Below are 25,698 nucleotides of genomic sequence, written 5' to 3'. Positions count from 1 at the left end.
GTGTTTTAATGCAGTCACTTTCCCAGTTATATTACCTGCACGGCATAGGCTATGAATATACTAAGTACACTGGCGAACATGTTATTTTCGATGAAAGTACACGTAGGCAGGCACTTAGTTGTTGCGGTATCGATACCCAAGATGCAGATGCAATTAAACAACTTAATTTTGCATTAGATGCAGGTACTTGGCTGAACTTGTTGCCTCATACAAGTATTATTGAGGCACACCACCCAATTTTGAAAGTACGCGTTGATGAGCGTTTATTATCACGTTCATGTACATTAAGCGTGCCTTCGCTTGATATTCACTTTACGCGTGAAAACTTACAAGACTTAGCTGTTCTTGGTGATTATGGTCTAAACGGCATTCGTTATCTTGAGCTTGCTTTGCCAGTTCCTGACATGCCAATTGGTTATCATGATGCCCTCATTACTGTGGCAGATCAGCAATCCCACAGTCAGTTATGGATTACCCCAAAAGAGTGCTTCTCAATTGATGATAAAAAGCGTCTGGGCTTATCGATTCAGCTTTATAGCTTATGCAATGAAGAGGGGCTCGGAATTGGTGACTTTGCTGATTTAGCAAAACTAATTACAGAAGCTGCAACACATAACATGGATTATGTGTTACTAAACCCGCTGCATTTACTCTTTGAACACAGCCCTGAGCGAGCAAGTCCTTACAGCCCAAATAGCCGAGCGTTATTGAACCCGCTGTATATTGCAGTGTCATTATGTGAAGACGCCAAAAATAATAGTGCACTTGATAAATTATTGGCCGATAAGCCCCACAATAGTGCGCCTTATATTGATTACACTTCGGTCAGTGATTTCAAATATCAAGTATTTAGTCTCTTGTATCAGCATTTTTGTGAGTTTGCTTCAGCACAGCGAAAACAGCAGTTCGCTCGTTTTTGTGAAACTCATAAACACAGCTTGTCGACCATGTTGGTCGGGGAGCGTGATTATGCTAGCTACTTACAATGGCAAGCTCACCTACAATTAAATATCTGCCAGCAAGCTGCCCGAGACAGTGGTATGGCAATTGGCCTTATTAATGACTTAGCCGTTGGCTGTGCTGGTGATGGTAGTGAGTTCAAAAGCCAAAATGAGCTATTTGCAGATAATGCACATGTTGGAGCTCCGCCAGATCCTTGGGCTGAACATGGTCAGAATTGGGGCTTGCCGGCACTCAATCCACAAAAGCTAAGTAAAGACAACTTTGCTTTTTATCGTTCACTTATCCGCGCCAATATGGAAGATGTGGGTGGTCTTAGGATTGACCATGTAATGGCAATTCGTCGTCTTTGGTGGTGTTTTGAAAATAACGCCAAGCAAGATGGCTGTTATGTCTATTATCCATTTGAGCAATTATTAGCGGTTCTTAAGATTGAGTCTCACCTTAATCAATGCGTAGTAATAGGTGAAGATTTAGGCGTGGTACCTAATGAAGTACGTGAAGCTTTAAAAGCGAGTGCAATCTATTCAAATGGGTTGTTCTATTTTGAAAAAGATCACCAAGGGGACTTTTTAGCCGCTGAGCATTTTGCTCCCCATAGTCTTTTAATGATAGCCAACCATGACGTGCCACCTTTTAAAGGTTGGTGGGTTGGTCATGATATTACGATTAAACAACAATATGGTTTGCTTGATGAAGACCAAACTCAGGCTCAATTCGATGCGCGAAACATAGAAAAGCATCGCATGCTTAATTTTATCTCGCGAGAGTCAAATCAGCATTTATCGTTAGATACAGATGCCTTTATAGTTTATGAAGCGTTGGCATCCTCTTTAGCGGCAGCACCAGCAAAATTATTTACTATTCAAATAGATGATTTAGACCAGCAAATACTGCCTGTGAATATCCCCGGTACTGACAAAGAGTACCCAAATTGGCGGCGTTTATTGTCGCGCCCAGCGGCGCAAATTATTAAAACGCAACAGACATTGTTAGCCAATTTAATTTCGATAAGGAATCAATAATGCGAAGTCGTGTTCGTCAAGAGCAAAGTGCACAACCTGTTATTTATCAAAAACAAATTGATGCATTAGCCAGTGGTTGTTTTAGAGATCCTTTCAGCTTTCTTGGGGCGCACAAAAGTGGCGATTCAAGCTATGAAATTCGTTGCTTTTTGCCTGGCGCAAGCAGTGTTTCGGTTCTGCTTGGCACAGAAAAAATCGTTGCGCAGCAACAAGGTGATAGTCATTTATTTATCGCTAATATCAAATCAAAATTGAAACCTGACTACCAACTAGATGTCAGTTATAGCGATGAATTTAATCATCAACAATATGATGAGTACAGCTTTGAAAGCAGCTTAGATGAACAGGCAATGTATCTGTTTAATGAAGGCAGTTTAGAGCATGCCTATCAGCATTTTGGTGCGCATTTTGTCACTCAACAAGGCGTTGATGGTGTTCGTTTTACTGTGTGGGCGCCGAATGCCAGCAGTGTATCTGTTATTGGTGAATTTAACTATTGGCAGCGTAACCGTCATTTTATGCGTTTTCATCCTGCCAGTGGGGTATGGGAGTTATTTATCCCTGGGCTTAAAGAGCATCAATGCTATAAATTTGCTATCACCACTTTGAGCGGAGAAGTGCTTGATAAAGCCGATCCATTTGCGTTTAAGATGCAACAAGCACCGGGGACGGCGTCCGTACTGCAAAAGCTAAAAACGGGAATTCAACTTTCTGAAAAAGCGTTAGCAAATCGTGCGAAACGAAACAGTGTTAATGCACCTGTTAGTATTTATGAAGTGCACGCGGGTTCTTGGCAAAGACGAGATAACGGTGAGCGCTATCTAACATGGCGTGAACTTGCTGATAATCTTATTCCTTACACTAAAGAGCTCGGCTTTACGCATCTGCAATTAATGCCAATTAGTGAATACCCTTTTGATGGTTCTTGGGGATATCAACCCGTTGGATTATTTGCCCCGACCAGTCGCTATGGCAGCTTTGAAGATTTTGTTTACTTTGTAGAGCAATGTCACGAAGCCGAAATTGGTCTTATTCTTGACTGGGTACCTGGTCATTTCCCAAGTGATCCACATGGTTTACATCGTTTTGATGGCACCCACTTATACGAACATGCCGATGTAAGACAAGGCTTTCACCCTGATTGGAATACCTATATCTACAATTATGACCGCGCAGAGGTTCGTAGCTTTTTAATTGCGAATGCAATGTACTGGCTACATGAATTTGGCATTGATGGCTTACGTGTGGATGCGGTTGCCTCAATGCTTTATTTAGATTACAGCCGTGAAGAAGGGCAGTGGGTTGCAAATCAGTACGGTGGCCGAGAAAACTTAGGTGCCATTGAGTGTTTAAAACAAGTCAATATGCGCTGCTATGCGAAAAACCCAGGCATTATGATGGTGGCTGAAGAGTCAACAGCATGGCCGGGTGTTACGCGCCAAGTTGACCATGATGGTTTAGGTTTTGGTTATAAGTGGAACATGGGTTGGATGAACGACAGTTTGCATTATATGCAGCGCGATTCCCTTTACCGTTCGCATCACCACCATGAAATGACGTTTTCAATGGTTTACGCCTACAGTGAGAACTACATTTTACCGCTTAGCCACGATGAAGTGGTACATGGCAAAGGCTCATTAATTGAAAAGATGCCAGGGGACGACTGGCAAAAGTTTGCAAACTTACGTGCATACTATGCCTTTATGTGGGCGCATCCAGGTAAAAAGTTATTGTTTATGGGTGCAGAAATCGCCCAGCGTAAAGAGTGGAACCACGACCAATCGCTTGATTGGCATTTACTTGAGCATATTAGCCACAGTGGCATGCAGCAAACGATTAAAGATTTAAATGCTGTTTACACCAGTACGCCAGCTTTATACGAGCAAGACACCAGCCCTGCGGGTTTTGCGTGGCTCGATAGCAATAATGCTGAACAAAGTATGTTTAGCTTTATTCGCTATGCAAAAAAAGCTGAAGACTTTGTGGTGGTGATCTGTAACTTGACGCCTCAGGTGTATCACGACTACGTGATAGGTGTGCCAAAAGCAGGTGCTTATCAAGTTATTTTGAATACAGATAAGGCGGACTATTTTGGTTCTGGCGTTGCAGCAACTAATCATGCAGAGCAAATCATTGTAAGCCAAGCGAAAGAAAGCCATGGCTTTAATCAAAGCATTAGCGTGTCTTTGCCTGGTCTTGCGACAATTTACCTTAAGAAGGTGAACGATGAGTCATAGTGTCGAACTCGAAGTCGGTGTGAGCTCGCCGTTGGGTGCGTCTGTTATTGGTAATGGCGTTAACTTTGCTGTGTACGCGCCACAAGCACAGCATATGTCATTGTGCTTATTTGATAGCAGTGGTCATTCAGAAATTCTCACCTTAGCGATGCATTTGAATGAAGGTGGTATCTGGACACTAAAAGTGAGCCCTCTGAAAAGTGGCGCCTTGTATGGTTTTCGCGCTGATGGTGAGTACGCACCCGAAAAAGGACTCTTTTTTAATAATCACAAACTGCTGTTAGACCCGTATGCCCGAGATTTGTATGGTGAGTTTACTTGGAGTGAACGTCACTATGGGCAAATGCCTGTAGGAAAGTTAAGCCAGGTTAACAATGCCATTGATATGCCAAAATCACGAGTCCGTGAGTTAGCACCTTACACCGGTAAAAAACCGAATCACTGCTGGGGAAAAACGGTTATTTATGAATGTCATGTGGTTGGTGCAACCTGCCGTCACCCTGAAATTCCAAAATCGTTACAAGGTAAGTTTTTAGGTTTAAGCCACCCTAGCTTTATTGAACACCTACGCACTATTGGTGTGACTTGCTTAGAGTTATTACCAGTTCATGCTTTTATCAGCGAGCAGTTTTTAACAGCCAAAGGCTTACAAAATTACTGGGGCTACAACACGCTTAACTTCTTTACGCCGCATAAAGAGTATCTCGTTAATGATGATATTAGTGAGTTTCAAGAAATGGTCGCGGCGCTTCACAAAGCAGATATCGAAGTGATACTCGATGTGGTTTATAACCACACAGCAGAGGCGGGCACCGATGGACCTATCTTGTCGCTACGTGGCTTAGACAACTTAGGATATTACCGCACCATTGCTGATAAACCACAGCATTATATTAATGATACCGGCTGTGGTAACACGGTAAATATTGATTCGCCTCACTCTTTACAGCTGGTACTTGATAGCTTGCGTTATTGGGTTGAAGTGATGGGGGTCGATGGCTTTCGTTTTGACTTAGCAACCATTTTAGCGCGAAACCCAAATGGCTTTAATCAGGCACATGCGTTTTTCCAAGCGATTAATCAAGACCCTGTACTCAGCCAAGTTAAACTCATTGCAGAGCCATGGGATATTGGCCCAGGTGGTTACCAATTAGGGGCTTTCCCTGCGCCTTGGCGTGAATGGAATGATAAATATCGCGATACGATTAGACGCTTTTGGAAACAAGAGCAGGGCGTAATTGGCGAGCTTGCAAAACGCTTACATGGGTCGTTCGACTTGTTTGAGCATAACCTACGTGGGCCACTTAACAGTATTAATTTCATCACCAGTCATGATGGCTTCACGCTTGCAGACTTAGTCAGCTACGAGCATAAACACAACGAAGCCAATGGTGAGCAAAATCGTGATGGCCACAGCGGTAATCATTCATTCAATTGTGGTGTCGAAGGCTTTACCAATGACCCACAAGTGAGCAAATTACGCTTACAACAACAAAAAAATATGCTGTTAACTTTGTTACTTTCTAAAGGCGTGCCTATGCTTTCATTAGGAAGCGAAATGGCACACTCACAAGGTGGTAACAACAACGCCTATTGTCAAAACAATCGCACAAGCTGGTTAGCATGGAAAGACTCACAGTTAAGCCATCCTCTAACTCGATTCATTGATGACGTACTGCGCATTCGTAAGCAGTTCAGCATTTTTAAACATCGCTTTTTTGTGCACGATAATGACCCGCGTTATGACGTGGCGTGGTTCACCGAATCAGGCAGCAATATGCAACAAGACGATTGGCATCAAGGCGATCGTCAAGTGTTGATATACAGCCTGACAGACAAGCACACAAATCAAGCTTTATTGATCATATTAAATGCAGGATCAGAGCCGGTAACTTGCCAACTTCCAAGTTTAGATAAAGGTAAGTGGCAGTTAGCACTGACTAGCATTCATCCTATGTCAACACAGTTTGTTGATAAGGAACACCAGATTGCTGCAATGAGCAGCTGGGTTTTTACCGCCAATTCAGAGGATCTAAATCATGGCTAAAAATGCCGATCAAGTATGTGTTGTTAAGGGCTGGCAGGATGCGCCTACAGTTGATGAAAGTACCTTAGACGATGATTTATCACGCCATTTTTATTACACCCTTGGGCGTGACAAAGTGGGTAAGTCACAACTGTATTTATACCATGCATTAGCATTAACTATTCGTGACCGATTAGTTGCTCGTTGCCGTGTGACAAAACAGCAAATTCATGAACAAAAACGCCGTAAAACAGCTTACTTATCACTTGAGTTTTTAATGGGCCGTGCCCTTGGTAATGCGATTTTAAACTTAGACTTAGATGAGCAAGTAGCTAAAGCGTTACAAGAATACTGTACTGAACTTGAGCAGGTGGCTGAGGCGGAGCACGATGCGGGTCTGGGTAATGGTGGCTTAGGACGCTTAGCTGCTTGTTTCTTAGATAGCTGTGCAAGCCTCGCATTACCTGTAATTGGTTATGGTATTCGTTATGAATACGGCATGTTTAATCAAGCTATTGAAAATGGTCATCAGATTGAGCAACCGGATAATTGGTTACGTGAAGGGCACCCGTGGGAGCTGAGTGCACCAGAGCAATCAAAACGCGTAAAATTCTTTGGTCATGTTGAAAGCTATACTGATAAATACGGTCGTGAGCACCGCCAATGGCTAGATTCTCAAGATGTGTTAGCTGTGCCTTATGATGTGCCAATTCCTGGCTATAAAAACGATATCGTTAATACCTTACGTTTATGGAAATCAGAAGCCACCGACGAATTTGATTTAAGCGAATTCAATGCGGGTAGTTACTCTGAAGCAGTAGCGCGTAAAAACTTAGCTGAACAAATCACTATGGTTCTTTACCCGAATGACAGTAGTGAGAACGGTAAAGAACTGCGTTTACGTCAGCAATACTTCTTATCATCAGCGAGCTTACAAGACATCATTGATACGTGGGTTAGCAAACATGGCGAAGACTTCTCTGACTTTGCCGATTACCATGTTTTTCAATTAAACGATACACACCCAAGTATTGCAGTAGCAGAGCTAATGCGTATTTTGGTTGATGAGTATGAGCTTGATTGGCAAGAAGCCTGGTCTATCACGACTAAAACTATGGCGTATACAAACCACACTTTGCTTCCTGAAGCATTAGAGAAGTGGTCAGTATCTTTATTTGCCCGGTTATTACCGCGTATTTTAGAGATTATCTACGAAATCAATGCGCGTTTCTTAGCTGAAGTGGCGTTAGCTTGGCCTGGTGATGTTGAAAAGCAACGTGCGTTGTCACTTATCGAAGAAGGCCCTGAGCCACAAATCCGCATGGCGTATTTAGCGATTGTGGGTAGTTATTCGGTGAATGGTGTGGCTGCACTTCACACTGAGCTTCTTAAAGCGGGCTTATTCAATGAGTTTTATCAGCTTTGGCCTGAAAAATTCAACAACAAAACCAATGGTGTAACACCACGTCGCTGGTTAGCACACTGTAACCCTGAGTTGGCTAAACTGCTTAATCAACATATTGGCGATGAATGGGTTGCTGACTTTAGTAAAGTTAGCCAGTTACGCCGTTTATATGACGACCCTAAATTCCATAAGCAATGGCAAGCTGTAAAACACAGCAATAAGCAACGCCTTGTTGAATTAGTGAAAAACCGCTGTGGCGTAGAGTTTGATGCCGAAATGATGTTTGACGTGCAAGTTAAACGTATTCATGAATATAAGCGTCAGCTATTAAACGTACTGCACGTTATTCACCTTTACGACCGTATTCGCCAAGGCGATACAGCAAACATTGTTCCTCGTTGTGTGCTATTGGGCGGTAAAGCTGCACCAGGTTACTACATGGCGAAGAAAATTATTAAATTAATTAATAACGTAGCAGAAGTGATCAACAAAGATCCGCTAGCTAAACCGTATTTAAGAGTTGCTTTTTTACCTAATTACAACGTGACAGCAATGGAGACTATTTGCCCAGCGACGGACTTATCTGAGCAAATATCTACAGCAGGTAAAGAGGCATCTGGCACAGGTAACATGAAGTTCATGATGAACGGCGCATTGACTATAGGTACGTTAGATGGCGCTAACATCGAAATTCGTGATGCAGTGGGTGCTGACAACTTCTTCTTATTTGGTGCACGTGCAGAGCAAATTGATGATATCAAAGCGCACTATAATCCTGAGCAGATTATTCACCAAACTGACAGCCTCTATAAAGTAATGCAATTACTTGAGAGCGGTCACTTCAACTTGTTTGAGCCTAATTTATTTGACGACATTATCGCGGCGATTAAGAGCCCGCACGATCCATGGTTAGTCGCTCATGATTTTGCCAGCTTTGTAGAAGCGCAAGAGCAAGTTGAACAAGCCTACTTAGACACTGCTCACTGGACCAAAATGAGTATTTTGAATACTGCAGCCAGTGGCATGTTTTCGAGCGATAGAACCATTGGTCAATACAGTGACGACATCTGGCATTTGGAGCCATTACTGGATACTAGTGCACAGCAAAACACACAGAAGAAAAGCAGCTAGCTTAAGACGGAGAGAGTTATGCCAAGTTATGCAAATCGATACATAAGTAGTTTAACCAGAGAAACGTATGCCCTTATCCTAGCAGGGGGGCGAGGTTCGCGTTTACATGAATTAACAGACTGGCGTGCTAAACCAGCAGTGTATTTTGGTGGTAAACACCGAATTATCGACTTTCCACTGTCGAACTGTATTAATTCAGGTATTCGTCGTGTTGGTATTGCTACTCAATATAAGTCGCACTCATTAATTCGTCACGTAAACCGTGCATGGGGCCACTTTAAGAAAGAACTTGGCGAATCAGTCGAGATCTTACCAGCATCACAGCGTTACGGTGATGAATGGTACTGCGGCACAGCCGATGCGGTATTCCAGAATATGGATATTATCCGTCATGAGCTGCCTAAGTATGTAATGATCCTCTCTGGTGACCACGTTTACTGTATGGATTACGGCGGTTTATTGGCAAAACACGTTGAAACAGGTGCAGATATGACAGTATGTTGTATTGAAGTACCTTGCGAAGAAGCTGCTGATACATTTGGTGTAATGACGGTTGATGAAAGTAATCGAGTTCGTCGTTTTGATGAAAAACCAGCTGCGCCAACCTCTGTGCCGGGTAAGCCAGGCACCTGCTTAGCATCAATGGGTAACTATATTTTCAATACTGAATTCTTATTTGAACAATTGAAAAAAGATGCTGAAACGGAAGGCTCGGGCCGAGATTTCGGTCACGATATTATCCCTGCTATCATCGAAGAGCATAACGTGTTTGCTTATCCGTTTAGAGACTCTAACACCGATGGTCAGCCCTACTGGCGCGATGTAGGTACCCTTGATTCGTTCTGGGAAGCCAACATGGAGCTGGTAATGCCAGAGCCTCAGCTTGACCTTTATGATCCAAAATGGCCAATCTGGACATATCAAGAGCAATTACCTCCTGCTAAGTTCATTTTTGATGATGATGATAGACGTGGTATGGCAGTTGATTCAACGGTATCGGGTGGCTGTATTATCTCAGGATCGTTAGTGAGAAAATCACTATTGTTCTCGAATGTGTATGTACATTCATTTTGTGAAATTCAAGAGTCTGTGATTTTACCTGGTGCAAAAATACAGCGAAACTGCCGAATTAGGCGTGCTATTATTGACCGCAATTGTGAGATCCCAGCGGGTCTTGAAATTGGTTACGATCACAAAGCCGACAAAGAAAATGGCTTTAGAGTTTCGAAAAAAGGGATTGTATTGGTAACTCGTGATATGTTGAATGAACTTGCAAAGAAGTTAAAGCAACAAGAGCAAGATAATAAACGACTTGCTTAAGCAATTACGCTAAATGAAAAAGGGAGGGCATGTCCCTCCCTTATTTATATTTGAATAATACCAATTCGTTAATTAAGTGGTAGTGCGGATTGGTATAACAGTTTTATGGAGTACTGCAAAGCATGCATGTATTGATGGTAGCTGCAGAGAATGATGCATTACCGAATGCAAAAGTCGGTGGTGTAGCGGATGTTGTTAGAGATTGCCCTAAAGCGTTAGTTGAAAAAGGCCTTAGTGTTGATGTAGTGATCCCTGATTATGGCTTTGATTATTTAGAGCGTCATCACATAGGTGTAGTGCATGTACCATTTGCAGGTCAAATGCAAAAACTGGATGTGTGGAAGCTTGCTAAGAGTGATGAAGGTGTAACGCAACTGCTTATATCTCATTGGGAATTTAGCCGCCATAACGGCGCTGTTTATTGTAATGATGAACCAGGTCGCCCGTTTGCTACAGACGCAAGTAAGTTTGCGCTTTTCAACGCTGCTGTTTGTGAGGCACTGCTGCAAGGACTTATTCGCACTCCTGATGTTGTTCACTTACATGATTGGCATAGTGCCTGTGTTGCTTTGTTACTTAAAACAGACAACCGCTATAGAAAGCTAGCGCATTTATTTTTAGCCTACACTGTTCATAACCTTGCATTGCAAGGGATACGACCTTTTAAAGGGGATAGCTCAAGCCTAGAAGCCTGGTTCCCAAGCTTAGGCTATAACGGCGAACGATTATGCGATCCGCGTTATTTTGATTGCTTCAATCCAATGCGTACAGCAATTAATCTGGTTGATAAAGTACACCTCGTTTCGCCAACCTATTGCCAAGAAGTATTGCGTCCAAGTGATGCTGAAAAGGGCTTTTTTGGTGGTGAAGGGCTTGAAGCTGACTTGCAAGCAGCCTATGAACAAGGCCGCGTAGTGGGCATTCTTAATGGTTGCGAATACCCAGGAATGAAGCTTGATGACATTAGCTTAGCGAGTCTTTATCAACATGCCGAAAATGCGTTATTTCAATGGATGGCAAAAAGCCCGGTATTAGATTCAAGCTATTACATCGCGCATCAACGCTTACTTAAATTTAAAACTCAGCCGTTTTCAGGGCCATTAGTAACCAGTGTGGGTCGTTTAACGGACCAAAAAGCACTGTTACTTCGCCAGCCTTATGATAAAGGACTGGTGTTAGATGAGTTATGTCAGCGCTTAAAACAACATAACGGCTATATGATTATTTTAGGCTCAGGGGATGCTGAACTTGAGCAAATTATGACATCAGTTATGGCTCGTCAAGAAAACCTGCTATTTTTAAAAGGGTACGCACATTTTGTTGGCGAATACATGTATCACTTAGGCGATTTATTTTTAATGCCAAGTTCGTTTGAGCCCTGTGGTATCAGTCAGATGTTAGCGATGCGAGCAGGTCAGCCATGTTTAGTACATGGTGTAGGCGGTTTGCGTGATACGGTAGAGCATCATGTGAGTGGTTTTAGTTTCCATGGTGAGAGTTTAGCATCACAAAGCTACGAACTTGTTACTAGTTTTAGCGATGCGCTTGAGCTTAAGAAATCACAACCAGAGCAATGGTGTGCAATATGTGAACAGGCTAAAAATGCCCGTTTTACGTGGCAATCCGTTGCAGAAGGCTATTTATCAGGCTTATATCAATAAAAAATGCGTGATTCATGGTAATTAAGTGACTTTTTTGTCAATTTCAGCTATTAATTACTTAGTGTGAGATAAAATATAAAAAGTAGGTAAAGTGGCTGTATTTGTTGCTAGGCAAGCGGTCTTTAATCGTCGTCAACAAGTTGTCGCCTATGAGCTACTATTTAGAGATAGTTTACAGAATAGTTTTCCTGATGTGTCTGAGAGTACAGCAACAGCTCGACTCATTATGGAAAACCAGCTCAATTTAGGTACCCGTCATATTACGTCGGGCAAAAAAGCGTTAATTAATATAGGTCCAGAGTCTCTGAAGCTGGACCTTTGCGCGTTTTTGCCAACTCAAGATGTGGTGATTGAGTTACTCGAAACCATGGAGCCTACTGACGAAAATTACGAATATTGTCGTGAGCTTTTTCATAACAACTATAAGTTGGCACTGGATGATTTTGTTTACCAACCCGAGTGGGATCGCTTTTTAAAACTTATTCGTCTTATCAAGTTTGATGTTCAGCAGACACCCTTTGAAGAAATTGCCCCTGTTGTAAATAAGCTTAAAAAACATAAAAAAATAAAGCTTTTGGCAGAAAAGCTTGAAACAGCCGATGATTACGACAAAGCCTATAAAATGGGCTTTGATTTCTTTCAAGGTTATTTCTTTGCTAAACCCAAAATGATTCAGCATCGCGATATTGATTACAACTACGCGCTGGTATTATCAATTTATGCTGAAGTCATGCGCCCAGATCCAAATATAAGTGAAATTGCGGGCTTGTTCTCGTTAGATACCGCACTTGCTTATAAATTGCTGCGCTTAATTAATAGCGGCGTGTTTCCTATTAAAAGCAAAATTGGCTCTCTAAAACAAGCGCTTGTCTATTTAGGTCATGAACGACTGAAAAAGTTTGTTAGCCTAATTATTACTGCCCACAGTGCCCAGTCAAAACCCGCTGAGCTTACTCGGCTTTGTGTTGTTAGAGCGCGATTTTGTGAACTTATTGCGCAGCGTGTTGCTAAGCAACAATCAGGTGAGGCATTTTTAACGGGACTGTTTTCGTTGCTCGATGCCATCTTAGATCAGCCAATGGAAAAGCTATTGGATCGATTGCCGTTTCCTGACGAAATTCATGCTGCTCTCATGCAAGAAAAAAATATCCTCTATTACATACTAGAAACTGTCAAAGCTTACGAAACTGGCAGTTGGTGGGCACTTGAACAGGCTGTTGCCTATTTAAGTATTGAAAGTGCTGACCTTCCCAAGATATACGAAAATGCGGTAAATTGGAGCGATAGCTGCAGACAGAACCTATAAGGGATTTATGCGCAATATAAATATGGATGTTTTACGGGGTATTGCAGTACTCGGCTTGATGTTTATGAACATCTACACTTTTGCTGTGTTCGAGTACGATTATACCCCAAGTGCTACGCCACCATTTTCAGATTCACTAATATACATTTTTAATACTGCTTTTATTGATGGGCGCTTTAGGAGCCTTTTTTGCTTGTTATTTGGTGCGTCTTTAGTTATTCAATGGCAGCTTTGGCAAAGCGTCGAGAAGCAACATAAGCGACTAAAAGTTTTGGCTTTTATAGGCCTTGCCCATGGTTTTTTATTGTGGGCTGGCGATATTTTGTTTATTTATTCTTGTGCAGGCTGGTTAACGCTTAAATTTAGCCAGCAAGATGACGAAAAAATACTGCGTATGGGCATGCTGTTTTTACTTCTTGGTGCCTTCATTTCATTTTTACTCTCCTTTATAGAGCCAGAGTTTAGCCCTGTAACGAGAAGCTCTGAGAGCTTTTTAATGGCGTATGATGCAGCTTATTCTTCTTATTTTGCAGGATTCGTCAGCAATTTTTTGATGTTTATCATAATGCTTATTGCTGTGCCACTCATCACAATGTGGATGGCTGCAGGGTTAATGCTGGTGGGTGTTTATTTATATAAACAAGGGGTATTTGTTCATGGTTTAACACACCCTCAGCTTAAGTTGATTACTGCTGCAGCGATAAGTTTTACGGCTCTGAGGTTGCTGATAAACTCGGATCAGAGCGTATTTATGTACGCGATTTTAGAACCGATTAATTGGCTGGCAGCTTTAGCCATGGCCATTTGTTATTGCCACATCATTGTGAAAATAGTTAAAAACTCTCCCAGTAACTGGTTGCTGCTACAGCAGGCTGGACGCATGTCATTGACGTTATATCTAATGCAAACAGTCATATTTATCCTGTTTTTTAAAGTCGCATACCCAACCGCAGCAGTTAATTTTGATCGCATAGATTATTGGTTGGTCATTGCTGTTGTGCTTGTTTTTCAATTGTTTTTTTGTAAAGTGTATAGTCAGTACTTTACACATGGTCCGTGTGAATTAATTTGGCGAAAATTGTCTAGATAATTCCTCGTATACTACAATCAAAGAAAAACAAAGCGGGGTGGTAATGCGAGTTTGCTTGTTGGTTTTTACATTGCTTTGCTGTTCACCACTTTATGCTGGCGAGCAATTCTCTGTGCTGTTAGTTAATCCCTCAGTTAAAACTGATTTGTTTTGGCAAAAAGTGACTAATGTGATGCAGGTTGCTGCAAAGCAAAATAATGTTTCTCTCACAACAATTTATGGCGGTGGAAATCGCCACATTCAATTAGCCGAACTCAAACAATACCTGCAATATAACCCTAAACCTGATTACGCCATTTTAATTAATTACCCAGGTGGCGCAGAGCAGTCAATGAGCTTGCTTGAACAACACAAAGTGAATTTTATCACTCTCGAAGAAACGATTGTTGGCGTAGAGCGTGACGAAGTGGGTAAACCCCGTCAGCGCTTTAAGTATTGGTTAGGTGAAGTATTTCACGATAACTTCAAAGCCGGTGAGCAACTTGGTAAAGCCTTACTTAATGAGGCAATAAATGCAAAGCAAACGCCTCACTTTGTTGCGATTAATGGTCATTATGGCACAGAGTCAGACACCCGCAGTGACGGCCTTGTTCATTATTTACGAAAACAAGATGTTGAGCTTGAGCAAGTTGTGTATGCCAGTTGGAATAAGCAAGAAGCCGAGAATAAAGTGAGCCGATTATTACAGCGATACCCAGATACGAATGTGATTTGGTGTGCGTCTGATTTGATGGCGCAAGGTGCCCTAGAAGCAGTAAAAGGTAAAAAAGATAAAGCCTATTTCATAGGTGGCATTGATTGGCTTGATGATAATTTAGACTTAATAGAACAACAAAAACTCACTGCCAGTGTTGGCGGGCATTTTATGATGGGAGCATGGGCTTTAATTAGCGTGGTCGATCATCATAATGGTAACCCTTATTGGCAAAATCACGATGAGATTAAGTTTCAGCTTGGGGTGATCACAAAGCACAATATTCAAAGTTACAGCTGGCTAAGAAACATCAAAGATTGGTCGGTTATCCCTTTTGAAACCTTCTTACTGCAAAACAGCAAAAGCACTGAGTACGCCTTCGATTTTGATACGCTACATAGTTTATTGAGCGAAAAGCCCAAAAACGCAGCGCAACACTAAAAGTGTAGTCAAAGAGCCTAGATTCTACCTAGCTTGGTAAAGGCTTCTGGTATAAACTAGCGGCTTTAAAATCCAGACAGAAGTGTGCCATGACAGAGTTAAAGCGATTAAATAAATTTATCAGTGAAACAGGTTTTTGTTCACGCCGTGAGGCAGATAAATATATTGAAGAAGGTCGTGTTACTGTTAACGGCAACTTGCCTGAAATGGGCGTAAAAGTTAGTGACGCCGATGATGTACTTATAGATGGCAAACCTTTAAAAGCAAAGCCTAAGCTGGTTTATATTGCCTACAACAAACCTGTTGGCATTACTTGTACAACTGAGCGAAAAATCCAAAGCAATATTGTTAAAGCTGTTAATTACCCAGAACGTATTTTCCCGATTGGACGCTTAGATAGACCATCAGAAGGCTTAATTTTCTTAACTAACGAAGGCGACATCGTTAATAAAATTCTTCGTGCTGGTAATAATCATGAAAAAGAATACGTAGTAACGGTTGATAAGCCGCTAAACCGCCAGTTCGTGAATAAGATGGCAAACGGCATTCCTATCCTCGATACCGTTACTAAAAAGTGTAAGGTTAAACAAACAGGCCCGCAGCAATTTACTATAGTGCTAACACAAGGCTTAAACCGCCAAATACGCCGTATGTGTGAATATTTAGGCTATGAAGTGGTGACTCTAAAGCGCACACGAATTATGAACGTGACCCTAAAGGGTTTAAAAGTAGGGCAGTGGCGCCACTTAACCGAACAAGAAATGGCTGAGATCAATAATTCAATTGCCGGCTCAGGTAAAACGGAAGAGCGTTCAATTGATGAAAACAAACAGCCAACCCAAGCTCGTGCTAAGCAAAAGCCACGTAATGAAGAAGAAAAAAAGCGCGACTTTTCTAAATACGTAAAAAAAGCACGCAGTGATGCCAAGCAAGGACAATCAAGATCTAAGGCTGGCAATTCACACTCATCAAAACCAAACCAAACGAAGCGTAGCAGTACTAAACGCATCGGCAGATTAAGCCTGAAAAAGTAAACTTAGTGCATTAGAGCCCTGACTAGTCTTTACTGGTTTGCTTCAGGGTTCTAAATGATACAGATTTCAACCTTAGCCTTTATTAGGGTAAATGGCATCATCTTCCAAAAGGTCTCTTTTCGGTTTAAATTCTTTTTTAGAGAGTTTTTTCGCGATAATATCGTTAAGTTGATGTTTGTTTACAAAGAACAGCTCTTTTGTATTGTTATCTTCAAATAGTAATAGTGCTACTTCATTGTTTTTAACGCTTGCTTCAATCAATTTGAGTCCATTCACAATCAAGTTAGGTCTAAAATACAGAGCAACCTGGCTGTGTTGTGGAAAGTCATAATGAGATTCAACAGTGCGGTTTGAAACAGAATCACACTCGAGCTCTAAATCGGCTGATTGTTGCCCTTCACAAATATCTGCGATTGGCGTGCCTATTTCCCCAAAAATCCATCTTGAGTTAAATATCAATCCATTTTGTCCTTCAATTGCTAAAACAGCATCAGATAAACTTTCAACGGCAACATGAAAAGCTACATTAGACTCATGCTGATAGTGTGTATTTTCATTGGCGCTTAAGGTACCACTGAATATTGCAATCAATAAGTAAAGTACTTTTCTACGCATCTTAGCCCTTCAAGTATTAAATCAGCAGCAATAGGTTAGCACACAAGCTGATAGATTAATCATTAAATAGACACCCACTTTAAATAACAAAAAGTCCACCATAAATGGACATCCACATTAATGCTAATCATTAAACAGACACCCACTTTAAACAAACCTTTTGGCAGCTAAGAGCATACTTGCTAAGGTACTCTCACTGAAAGGTTGACTTATTTAATAAAGCTGGTGCTAATTCTAGGTAGTTAGTGTTGATATTTGGATAGGCTGTACTGGTTTTATCTTTATAGCTTTTTTTAAAGATTGGTGATGGGTTGAATCTGGTGAAAAAATAAATGTTATTTACTTCTCTTGTAATCTCATTTTTGGGATTTATATATTTTAAGCTATTTGCGAGGACAAAAAGTGGGCTTGCGGCTTGGTTATTTTATATTGCTACCGTCATTTTTAGCGTCTTTTCGATGAATGCTTTTATGGAGAGTGAAGACATGTTTTATCTTGGAGTTTTCTCTTTTTTTATCTTCGTAATTACTATTTATTTGGTGAGTATGAGAATAGAAAATAAGTAGATGCACGTCTTTCCATTTCTCATTTGTTATCTTGTAAAAGCTATCAAGCACAGTTAACCCTCAGTAGGAGCGATGAGTACTTGCTGATATTTGCAGTACAGCCTGTGTCAGTGCCATTAGTTAAATAGACACCCACTTTATTCACAACCATAACTAGACCACCATAAATGGACACCCACCTTAAAACTAATCATTACACAGGCACCCACGTTAAATAAACCTCATGAAAGCTGTTGCGCTTCCCCGAAAATGGACACCCACTTTAAACGCCGTTAACTAGACACCCATCTTAAATAAAAAAATTTATGCTAGACACAGGCGAGCTCTCTGCATTCGACTTTACCGAGAATTATAAATAAGTTAATAATTGATAGCTGACCAATTTTGCACGACTCATAAACAGGGTTATCAATGGCTAGCTTTCAGAATGTATTTATCTTTATCGCATCCCTATTGTTTGTTGGTTATGGGGTGTTGGGGTTATTAACGAATAAAATTCGTGTAGGTAGCCGAAGTTATACAGGGAGCATTAGCACCATTTATAAGCACCAAGAACCAGTGCGCTTTTATTTTTGGTGTTGCTTATTTTCATTTGCTGGCTGTGGCGGATTTTATTACCTTTTTGTTTATTAAAATAAAAGGTAATAAAAAAGCCCTAACAATTTGCTGATAGGGCTTTTGGTTGAGAGTCAATCTGTATTAATTAGCGTGACGCTGTTTAGGTACTTTGATCTTAAACAGCATGGTATAAAGCACAGGCACAACAATCAGGGTCAGCACTGTGGCAAAACCAAGGCCAAACATAATAGTTACCGCCATTGACTGGAAGAACACGTCAAATAGCAGTGGGATCATGCCTAAAATGGTGGTAATCGCAGCCATCGCTACAGGACGCACACGACTTACACCTGAGTCAAACACAGCTTTGTAAGGGTCTTTGCCGCTATCGAGTTCAAGGTTAATTTGGTCAACTAACACAATGCCGTTTTTGATGAGCATGCCGCTTAAACTAAGTAAGCCAAGCAGGGCCATAAAGCTAAATGCTGCATTCATTAGTAATAAACCTGCCGATACACCGATGATTGCCAATGGCACCGTCGCCCATATTACTAAAGGTTGTTTAACCGAGTTAAACAGCAGCACTGTGATTGCGAACATGGCTAAGTAACCAAGTGGTAATGAACCAAAAATCGCTTTTTGTGCTTTGCTTGATGATTCAAATTCGCCGCCCCATTGCAATTCGTAGCCATGTGGGAGCTCAATTGCCTCAATGTTCTTTCGTACACGGGCAAAGAGTTTAGCAGGTGTTTCATCGCCAATGACATCGTGGTCGGCCATCACTGTGATGGTTCGCTTACGGTCACGTCGCATGATCAAGCTGTCTTCCCATTCAACAATAAAATCATCAACTACTTGTGTCACCGGTACAAACACACCTAACACTGGGCTGTAAATTTGTAAGTCTCGAAGGCTTTCAACGTTTAAGCGCTCTTCAGCAGGCGAGCGAGCAATAATTGGCAGCATTTGTGTGCCGTCTTTATAAACACCCACTTGTTTACCCGATAAGCTAGTGAGAAGCAGCTGATCAAGGTCTGATTTAGCAATTCCTAAACGACGGGCTTTTTGCTCGTTAAATTGCGGACGAATTAACTTCGAGCGAGCACGCCAATCGTCACGAATATTAAATGCTCCCGCATCTTGATGCAGAATATCTTTCGCTTGTTTCGCTAATTGGCGAAGTACCACAGGATCAGCACCAGAAAAACGCGCTTCAATTTTTGCATCTGTTGATGGGCCAATTTCCATACGTTTAACTTTAAGCTGAGCATCAAGTACATGCTCATGTTGGTAATCACGCACTTTTTTGATCATGGTAGTAACAGCTTCGCGGTCTTTAACACGAATAATCAATTGCCCATAGGCTGGGTATGATTTTTCAGGTGCGTAAGTCAGCATAAAACGCGGTGCACCTTGGCCAACCGTTGTGGTTACCTCTTCAACCAGTGGGTCTGCTTGTAAGAACTTTTCAAGCTTTGCGACGCCATCCATTGTAGTATGAATATCAGCGCCTTGTGTATGCCAATAATCAACGTAAAACATCGGTGTATTAGATGCAGGGAAGAACGACTGCTTGATAAATTTAAAGCCAAACACAGAGCTTACAAGCATGATAACCATTAGCAGAAGTGTCGTTTTACGATAACGCATTGCTGCATGTAACACGCCTTTATAGACATTAAATATAACCCCTTGATAAGGGTCTTCATCGTGATGCGGTTGTTTCTCCGTTGCCTGTTTAAACATTAAATCAGCGAAGAATGGCGTTAAGGTAATGGCGGTGATCCAGCTAAGTAATAATGAAATAAACAATACCCAGAACAAGCTGCCAGCAAATTCACCACTGGCATCTGAACTCAAGCCAATTGGCGCAAAGGCCGTAACGGCTATAACCGTTGCGCCTAGTAACGGCCACTTGGTTTGTTCAACGATATTGGTTGCTGCTTGCAGTTTTGTTTGTCCGCGCTTTAGGTTTATCAATATGCCTTCGGTTACTACAATAGCATTATCAACCAGCATCCCTAAGGCTATGATCAAGGCACCAAGCGAAATTCGCTGTAAATCAATGGCAAACAACTTCATGAAAATGAAGGTACCTAGAACGGTCAGTAGGAGAATTACACCAATCAATACACCGCTTTTAAAGCCCATAAAGACTAAAAGCACGATAATAACAATAGCAACAGCTTCAAGTAGGCTGATAATAAAGCCACTTACTGACTTTTCAACTTCAGCAGGTTGGTTATAAACGCTGTTTATTTCCATACCATGGGGACGTTGATATTCAAGTGACGCTAAATGAGCATCAATATTTGCACCTACATCAACAACGTTAACGCCTGTACTAAATGACACACCAACCAGTAATGCTTGTTGCTGGTTATAGCGAATAATATTGTTAGGGACTTCTGCATACTCACGAAAAACGGTAGCAACATCACCTAAGTAAATAAGCTCATTTTCACCTGGCTTAGAAATAAGTAAGTTTTCGAGCTCTTTTACGTCTTTAAATTCACCGGTTGGGTGTAAGCGAATTGATTCATCGCCAACGCGCACTTTACCTGCGTTCGACACGCTATTTTGAGTTTGTAAAAGCTGATAAATTCGATTAGGCGAAATACCTAACAGGGCAAGTTTGCGGGTTGAAATTTCAACCATGACTTGTGCTTGTTGCTCGCCACCCACGGTTACTTTACTAACGCCATCAACCAAAACAAGCTCACGTTTTAAGTAATCAACGTAATCTTTAAGCTCATCGTAAGAATAACCATCGCCAGTGACTGCATACATCACCCCGTATACATCCCCAAAGTCATCCATAATCTTGCTTGGATAAACACCAGAGGGCATCGACGATGCTTGATCGTTAATTTTTCGACGCAGTTCGTCCCATATTTGGCGTAAGTCTTGTTTACGATAATTGCTTTTCATCTCGACGGTAATTTGCGATTTACCCGGTGATGAAATACTGGTTACGTAATCAACATACGGTAGCTGTTGAATTGCATTTTCAATAGGGAATGTGACTTCTTCTTCTACCTGCTGTGGTGACGCGCCCGGATAAAGGGTGATCACCATGGCTTTTTTTAGGGTGAATTCAGGGTCTTCTAGTTGTCCTAAGCCAAAGTAAGCGACCGTTCCACCAATCAGTAAAAACAGCGCGAACATCCAGCTAATGACTTTTCTTTCAATAGCGAGTGCAGCAAAGCTCATTATAAGCCTCGCTCTTTTTGCCATGGACGCACTTTCATACCTTCTTCTAAAAAGTGCACGCCAGCAGCCACAACGATTTGGCCTTCTTTAATACCTGAGAGTACTTCGATACCATCACGATGTAATTGGCCAACTTCAACAGCTTGTTTGTGCACTAAACCGGTGTTTTCGTCATAAAGCCATACATAGCTGTTGTTGTTTTCAGACTCAGTAGGCTCTGAGAATACCGCCTCAACTGGCAGCAATGTATAAGGTGATTGTGAGCTGGTGATTTTGCTTAAATCTATATCAACGCGGCCAGTCATACCGGCAAGTAGATTAAAATCTTCTGGCACAGGTAATGAAAACACAACTTTATACGTTAAAGTAATTGGGTCGGCTTGGGTATCGAACTCTTTGACCGTTAATTGATATGACTTGTTTGGGTAACCATCAAATACAACATCAGGTTGGTAGTGAACATCTTTATCGATGCGTGCAATGAGTTTTTCGGGTACTTGAATAACCACGTCCATTAGGTCGCGGGTTTCAAGGCGAAGGATGTTTTGTTTTGCTTGAATGTTTTCAAAGTTTTTCACAAACACCTTTGCCACAGTACCGGCGAACGGCGCGCGTAATTCACTATTATCTAGGTTGGTTTTGGCAATTTTAAGCGCTGACTCAGCAACCTGTTTATTAGCAAGCGCTTGGTCTAACTCAGATTGGCTGGCAATTGAGCGGTTAAATAGCTTTTGCACACGCTCAAGTTGAGATTCTGCTAGTTCATAGCGTGCTTTGCGCTCATCATATTGCAGTTGAAAATCTTCAGGATCGAGTTTGGCTAAAAGCTGGTCTTTCTCAACGTGTTGGCCCGCAAGAGCAGGGAACTCAAGTAACTCACCATTCACACGAAAGGCAAGATAAGAACCTTGGTTAGCAACCACTTCAGCAGGAAAGCTGCGAATGCTTTGCTCTGAATTATTGCCAATATTAAAAAGTTTAACAGGGCGAACTACCGGCTCTGCTTCACTTTGTTGTGCTTGCTCTGAACATGCCGCAAGTAACAGAAACATGCTGCTCATTAACACGGCGGGTGCCAATCTCATTGTCTTCTCCATAGATAAGAAAGCATAAATTTGCTGCAGGATACGCTGCAAAGATATAAAATAAAAATTATTAAATTTTAGAAACAGCATAAATTTTATTTATATAGTTTGCCATTAATGAATTTAAATCAATTAATCATTCTAGATGCTATTGTGCAAAGCTCTAGTTTGAGCCAAGCCGCACTTAAATTGCATAAGACTCAACCCGCGCTCACGTTAGCAATCAAAAAGCTAGAATCAGAGCTAGGTTTTGAGCTACTAGACCGCAGTCAATATCGGTTACACTTAACAGAAAAAGGCCGTATTTTTTATCGTGAGGCCCGCTTATTACTTAATGCAAACAGTGAGTTAAGCTCACTTGCTAAAGAACTGGCACTAGGGAATGAAGCCAATTATAAAATTTGCTATGAACAACTTTGCCATCAAAACAGTTATAACCAAGTGATCAGCAAAACCTTTAAACGTTTCGCCAGTACAGAGTTTAGTATTTCCTCAGGGAAGCGCTTTGTATCTCTTGAGCAGGTTAATAGTCATCAGGCTGATTTAGGAATTGGCCCTTGGTTTGATTTGTTTCATGCAACAGGGGATCTCGAAAGTTTACCGATTGGTAAATTTGATATCGGTATTGTCAGTGCACCTGATGTGGTGCCTAGTGAAATCAGCTTTTCAGATATTCAAAATTACCCGTGTTTGGCCATGTTTGAAAGCGACTTGAGTTTTGACAGTGATAGGCTTTCGTATACGCTAGGCTCTGCATTAATGAAAATTGACGATATAACCAGTGTTAAGTCGTTTTTACTTTCTGGTGCGGGCTGGGCAATGATCAGTTTGCAACATTGCCAAGCCGAAATCGACGCTGGTTTATTGCAGCAAATTAAAATTGTCGATCGTGAACACCAGTTTGGCGCAGAAATTCGAGTTTTTAGACAGCACTCGGTTCATCATGGCCCTGTTGCAAGAGCTATTTGGCAAGATTTTAGCGAGGTCAGTAAACACTATTTGGAGTCGAGTCGTGCAGCAGGCAACTAAAGAAGATTTAATTTATACCATTATTTGTGCCATTCCTGAGGGGAAAGTTGCCAGTTATGGGCAAGTAGCAAAGCTTGCAGGATACCCTAATAACTCAAGGTTAGTGGGCAGGTTATTAAAAGTAATGCCCGAAGGCTCAAACATTCCTTGGCATCGGGTAGTTAATAGCCAGGGTAAAATATCGTTTCCTGAAGGCAGCAATAAGCATCTGGAGCAACGACAAAAACTACTCAGTGAAGGTGTTACCTTTAATAAGGCTAAAATTAATATGCGCCTGCACCAGTGGGACTAATAAACATACAAGCTAATTGATAGATAATGACAAACACAGCCAACTAACACGAATACGTGCCAAATTGCATGGCTGTAATGGCGGGTTTTAGCGCTGTAAAACACTGTGCCTAAACTGTACGCAATCCCGCCAGCTAGCAGCCACCATAAAGCGCTTAAATCAAGGTTCAAATAAAGTGGATAAACAAGTGCTAATGCAAACCAGCCCATTAATAAATAGGTAGCGAGAGAGACTTTTTTATTCGTGTTTTTGACCAGTAATTTATATGCAACACCACCAAGCGCTAAAGACCAAATAAACACTAAAGCAGCAATTGCCCAAGCCCCAGATAACGAAATAACCAAATAAGGCGTGTAGGTTCCGGCAATAAGCAAGTAAATCGCACAGTGGTCACATTTTTTATAAATGGCTCGTATACGCTCTCTGGTACTAGCGTGATATAAGGTCGAGGCTAAAAATAATACCAGTAGGCTTGAGCCATACACGATAGCACTCACCGTAGCTGACACAACTTTAGATTGTGAAATTAAGTCCCACAGCACATATACCGCAAACAGGACTCCCATACCGTGAGTGAGCACGTTAAGTTGTTCTTCTTGGCGTGAATAAGGGAGTTGTTGTGTCATATCTATCTACTAAAAATGAGTGAATAAAACAGTTTCAGTGTACAAGTGTGCGCTGAAGTTAGCAATGCTTATTTTTTCACTAAATGTTGGTCAAAATATTTAAATTCGTTGGTTTTATTAACCAACCCTGAATGCGGTTGAAAATTTAATTTATTTTTAAATCGTTAAAAATCAATAAATTAAAAAATATTTTCAGGGTGGCACAACCTTTGATTAAGTAATTACGACTAATTACTTAAAGAGACAAGGAATACCACTATGAATAACTCACTTAAATTAACTACTGCTGCGTTACTTGTATTAGGGTCAACTCAAGCAAGCGCTACTGACTTTGAATTAGATATCAGCAACACAATTACACAATCTGTTAAAAGCTATGTTCAACAAGCAAGCATTGAGTTGAAAGAAAGCGTAATGAACAGCATTGAGTTTGATGCTCAAAAGTTACTAGATACTTACATGAGTGAAGATGCAATTGCTTCGAAAGAAGACGAAGTAAAAATTGCTCAAGCTCCTAAAGCAACAAACAAGCAGTAAGGAAACAAGACAATGAGTAGTGAAATCAGCTTATTTTTACTTATGGTTGCACCGGTTTTGAGTTTACTCAGTGCGTATGCATCAATCGAATTATTTCGTAACGTTGCGCAATGGTTCAACTTCTAGAGTACAAAGTAGATATTAAGATTTCATGAAATATTGATCGGCGGATTAAAAACGCACGTAATTAAAGGCATGTGGTTTTAGAATAGTAGACTTTATGAAGCGTGCGATTTTTCCTTTACCGGTTTTTATTTTACCTGAAGGGTTCACCAAGCTAAGAATTTTTGAGCAGCGTTACTTAACGATGGTCAAAGAAGCTGTACAAAATAATACAGGTTTTGTGCTGTGCACTTACCAACACGACACAGATCTTAACTTGCCAGAAATGGGTTGTTTAGTGCAAATAACCGACTTCAATCAAGATGATAGTGGCCAATTATTAATTGATGTTTATGCTGAACATGCAGTGTCTATGCATAACGCATATCAAGATAAGCAGCAACTACGCCATGCCGACATCGAACTAATTACGTCGCCTTCATGGTATGTAAACACACCAATCAATGACGAAAACACCTTACTAAGCGACACGCTTCGTGCTGTGTTTGCAAATCAGCCTGATTTAGCAGGTCTATATAAAACCCCACAATTTGACAATCTTGCTTGGGTTGTTGCCCGCTGGCTTGAAATTTTGCCTATTTCATTAGTTAAAAAACAACAACTTGCCTTTAAATCTAATTTTGAAAATTTGCTAAGTTTCCTCCATACTCTAATTAACAACGAATTTACTGATTAATGTGATCTCACATCAACTTTTTGGCGTATAAATTCTTACGACAATAAT

At 41.1% G+C, this 25,698-nt stretch carries 18 protein-coding genes; 14 read left to right on the top strand and 4 right to left on the bottom strand.

The features are described from left to right. Positions 1-8: 8 nt before the first annotated feature. The 10 genes from malQ (at position 9) to rluF (ending at position 16,330) form a co-directional block, all read left to right on the top strand. The gene (gene malQ / locus NH153_RS21100; protein WP_063707602.1) at positions 9-1,985 is read left to right on the top strand and encodes a 4-alpha-glucanotransferase; all 1,977 of its coding nucleotides are present in this window, start codon (positions 9-11) and stop codon (positions 1,983-1,985) included. Then, positions 1,985-4,222 carry a 1,4-alpha-glucan branching protein GlgB gene (gene glgB, locus NH153_RS21095; RefSeq protein WP_063707599.1) on the top strand — a complete coding sequence of 746 codons (2,238 nt, stop codon included), beginning with the start codon at positions 1,985-1,987 and terminating at the stop codon, positions 4,220-4,222. Before malQ ends, glgB begins: the two co-directional genes overlap by 1 nt. Next, positions 4,212-6,269: a glycogen debranching protein GlgX gene (glgX, locus tag NH153_RS21090; RefSeq protein WP_063707598.1), complete on the top strand. Its 2,058-nt coding sequence runs from the start codon at positions 4,212-4,214 to the stop codon at positions 6,267-6,269. The genes glgB and glgX overlap by 11 nt, the downstream gene beginning before the upstream one ends. Further along, positions 6,262-8,784, top strand: coding sequence for a glycogen/starch/alpha-glucan phosphorylase (locus tag NH153_RS21085; protein WP_063707596.1), 2,523 nt, complete (start codon positions 6,262-6,264; stop codon positions 8,782-8,784). Before glgX ends, NH153_RS21085 begins: the two co-directional genes overlap by 8 nt. 18 nt (positions 8,785-8,802) lie before the next feature. Then, on the top strand, positions 8,803-10,104 hold the full coding sequence (glgC, locus tag NH153_RS21080; RefSeq protein ID WP_063707593.1) for a glucose-1-phosphate adenylyltransferase: 1,302 nt from the start codon (positions 8,803-8,805) through the stop codon (positions 10,102-10,104). 122 nt (positions 10,105-10,226) lie between these two features. Then, positions 10,227-11,765, top strand: a complete 1,539-nt coding sequence (locus NH153_RS21075) for a glycogen synthase (protein ID WP_063707590.1) — start codon at positions 10,227-10,229, stop codon at positions 11,763-11,765. 91 nt (positions 11,766-11,856) lie between these two features. Beyond that, positions 11,857-13,071 carry an EAL and HDOD domain-containing protein gene (locus NH153_RS21070; protein ID WP_063707588.1) on the top strand — a complete coding sequence of 405 codons (1,215 nt, stop codon included), beginning with the start codon at positions 11,857-11,859 and terminating at the stop codon, positions 13,069-13,071. 7 nt (positions 13,072-13,078) lie between these two features. Further along, positions 13,079-14,161 carry a DUF418 domain-containing protein gene (locus tag NH153_RS21065; protein WP_082874131.1) on the top strand — a complete coding sequence of 361 codons (1,083 nt, stop codon included), beginning with the start codon at positions 13,079-13,081 and terminating at the stop codon, positions 14,159-14,161. Positions 14,162-14,204: 43 nt separating this feature from the next. Beyond that, the gene (locus tag NH153_RS21060) at positions 14,205-15,296 is read left to right on the top strand and encodes an ABC transporter substrate-binding protein (RefSeq protein ID WP_234003610.1); all 1,092 of its coding nucleotides are present in this window, start codon (positions 14,205-14,207) and stop codon (positions 15,294-15,296) included. Positions 15,297-15,385: 89 nt separating this feature from the next. Continuing rightward, a complete protein-coding gene (gene rluF, locus NH153_RS21055; RefSeq protein ID WP_063707582.1) occupies positions 15,386-16,330 on the top strand; it encodes a 23S rRNA pseudouridine(2604) synthase RluF in 945 nt (314 codons plus the stop codon). 72 nt (positions 16,331-16,402) lie between these two features. Here rluF and NH153_RS21050 read toward each other — a convergent pair whose 3' ends face one another. The 3 genes from NH153_RS21050 to NH153_RS21030 form a co-directional block, all read right to left on the bottom strand. Further along, on the bottom strand, positions 16,403-16,945 hold the full coding sequence (locus tag NH153_RS21050) for a hypothetical protein (RefSeq protein WP_063707579.1): 543 nt from the start codon (positions 16,943-16,945) through the stop codon (positions 16,403-16,405). Positions 16,946-18,210: 1,265 nt separating this feature from the next. Continuing rightward, complete coding sequence (locus NH153_RS21035; RefSeq protein WP_063707568.1) at positions 18,211-21,282, bottom strand: efflux RND transporter permease subunit; 3,072 nt, start codon at positions 21,280-21,282, stop codon at positions 18,211-18,213. Beyond that, positions 21,282-22,367 (bottom strand): efflux RND transporter periplasmic adaptor subunit, encoded by a 1,086-nt coding sequence (locus tag NH153_RS21030; protein WP_063707563.1) that lies wholly within the window; start codon positions 22,365-22,367, stop codon positions 21,282-21,284. Before NH153_RS21030 ends, NH153_RS21035 begins: the two co-directional genes overlap by 1 nt. 117 nt (positions 22,368-22,484) lie before the next feature. Here NH153_RS21030 and NH153_RS21025 point away from each other — a divergent pair, with 117 nt between their 5' ends. Further along, on the top strand, positions 22,485-23,396 hold the full coding sequence (locus NH153_RS21025) for a LysR family transcriptional regulator (RefSeq protein WP_063707562.1): 912 nt from the start codon (positions 22,485-22,487) through the stop codon (positions 23,394-23,396). Beyond that, entirely contained in the window at positions 23,380-23,688 is a 309-nt protein-coding gene (locus tag NH153_RS21020; protein WP_063707554.1) for an MGMT family protein, read from the top strand. Before NH153_RS21025 ends, NH153_RS21020 begins: the two co-directional genes overlap by 17 nt. Here the strand turns inward: NH153_RS21020 and trhA are convergent. Beyond that, complete coding sequence (gene trhA / locus NH153_RS21015; protein ID WP_063707551.1) at positions 23,685-24,314, bottom strand: PAQR family membrane homeostasis protein TrhA; 630 nt, start codon at positions 24,312-24,314, stop codon at positions 23,685-23,687. The genes NH153_RS21020 and trhA overlap by 4 nt on opposite strands. A 258-nt stretch (positions 24,315-24,572) precedes the next feature. Between trhA and NH153_RS21010 the strand changes: the two genes are divergently transcribed. Both NH153_RS21010 and NH153_RS21005 read left to right on the top strand, forming a co-directional pair. Then, positions 24,573-24,851: a hypothetical protein gene (locus NH153_RS21010; RefSeq protein WP_063707548.1), complete on the top strand. Its 279-nt coding sequence runs from the start codon at positions 24,573-24,575 to the stop codon at positions 24,849-24,851. 220 nt (positions 24,852-25,071) lie between these two features. Further along, positions 25,072-25,650: an LON peptidase substrate-binding domain-containing protein gene (locus NH153_RS21005; RefSeq protein WP_063707545.1), complete on the top strand. Its 579-nt coding sequence runs from the start codon at positions 25,072-25,074 to the stop codon at positions 25,648-25,650. The last annotated feature ends 48 nt before the right edge of the window (positions 25,651-25,698 follow it).

Source organism: Pseudoalteromonas gelatinilytica (assembly GCF_001641615.1).
Classification (GTDB): domain Bacteria; phylum Pseudomonadota; class Gammaproteobacteria; order Enterobacterales; family Alteromonadaceae; genus Pseudoalteromonas; species Pseudoalteromonas gelatinilytica.
Note: the sequence above shows the minus strand (reverse complement) of the source record. Positions and strands in the feature narration are given on the sequence as shown.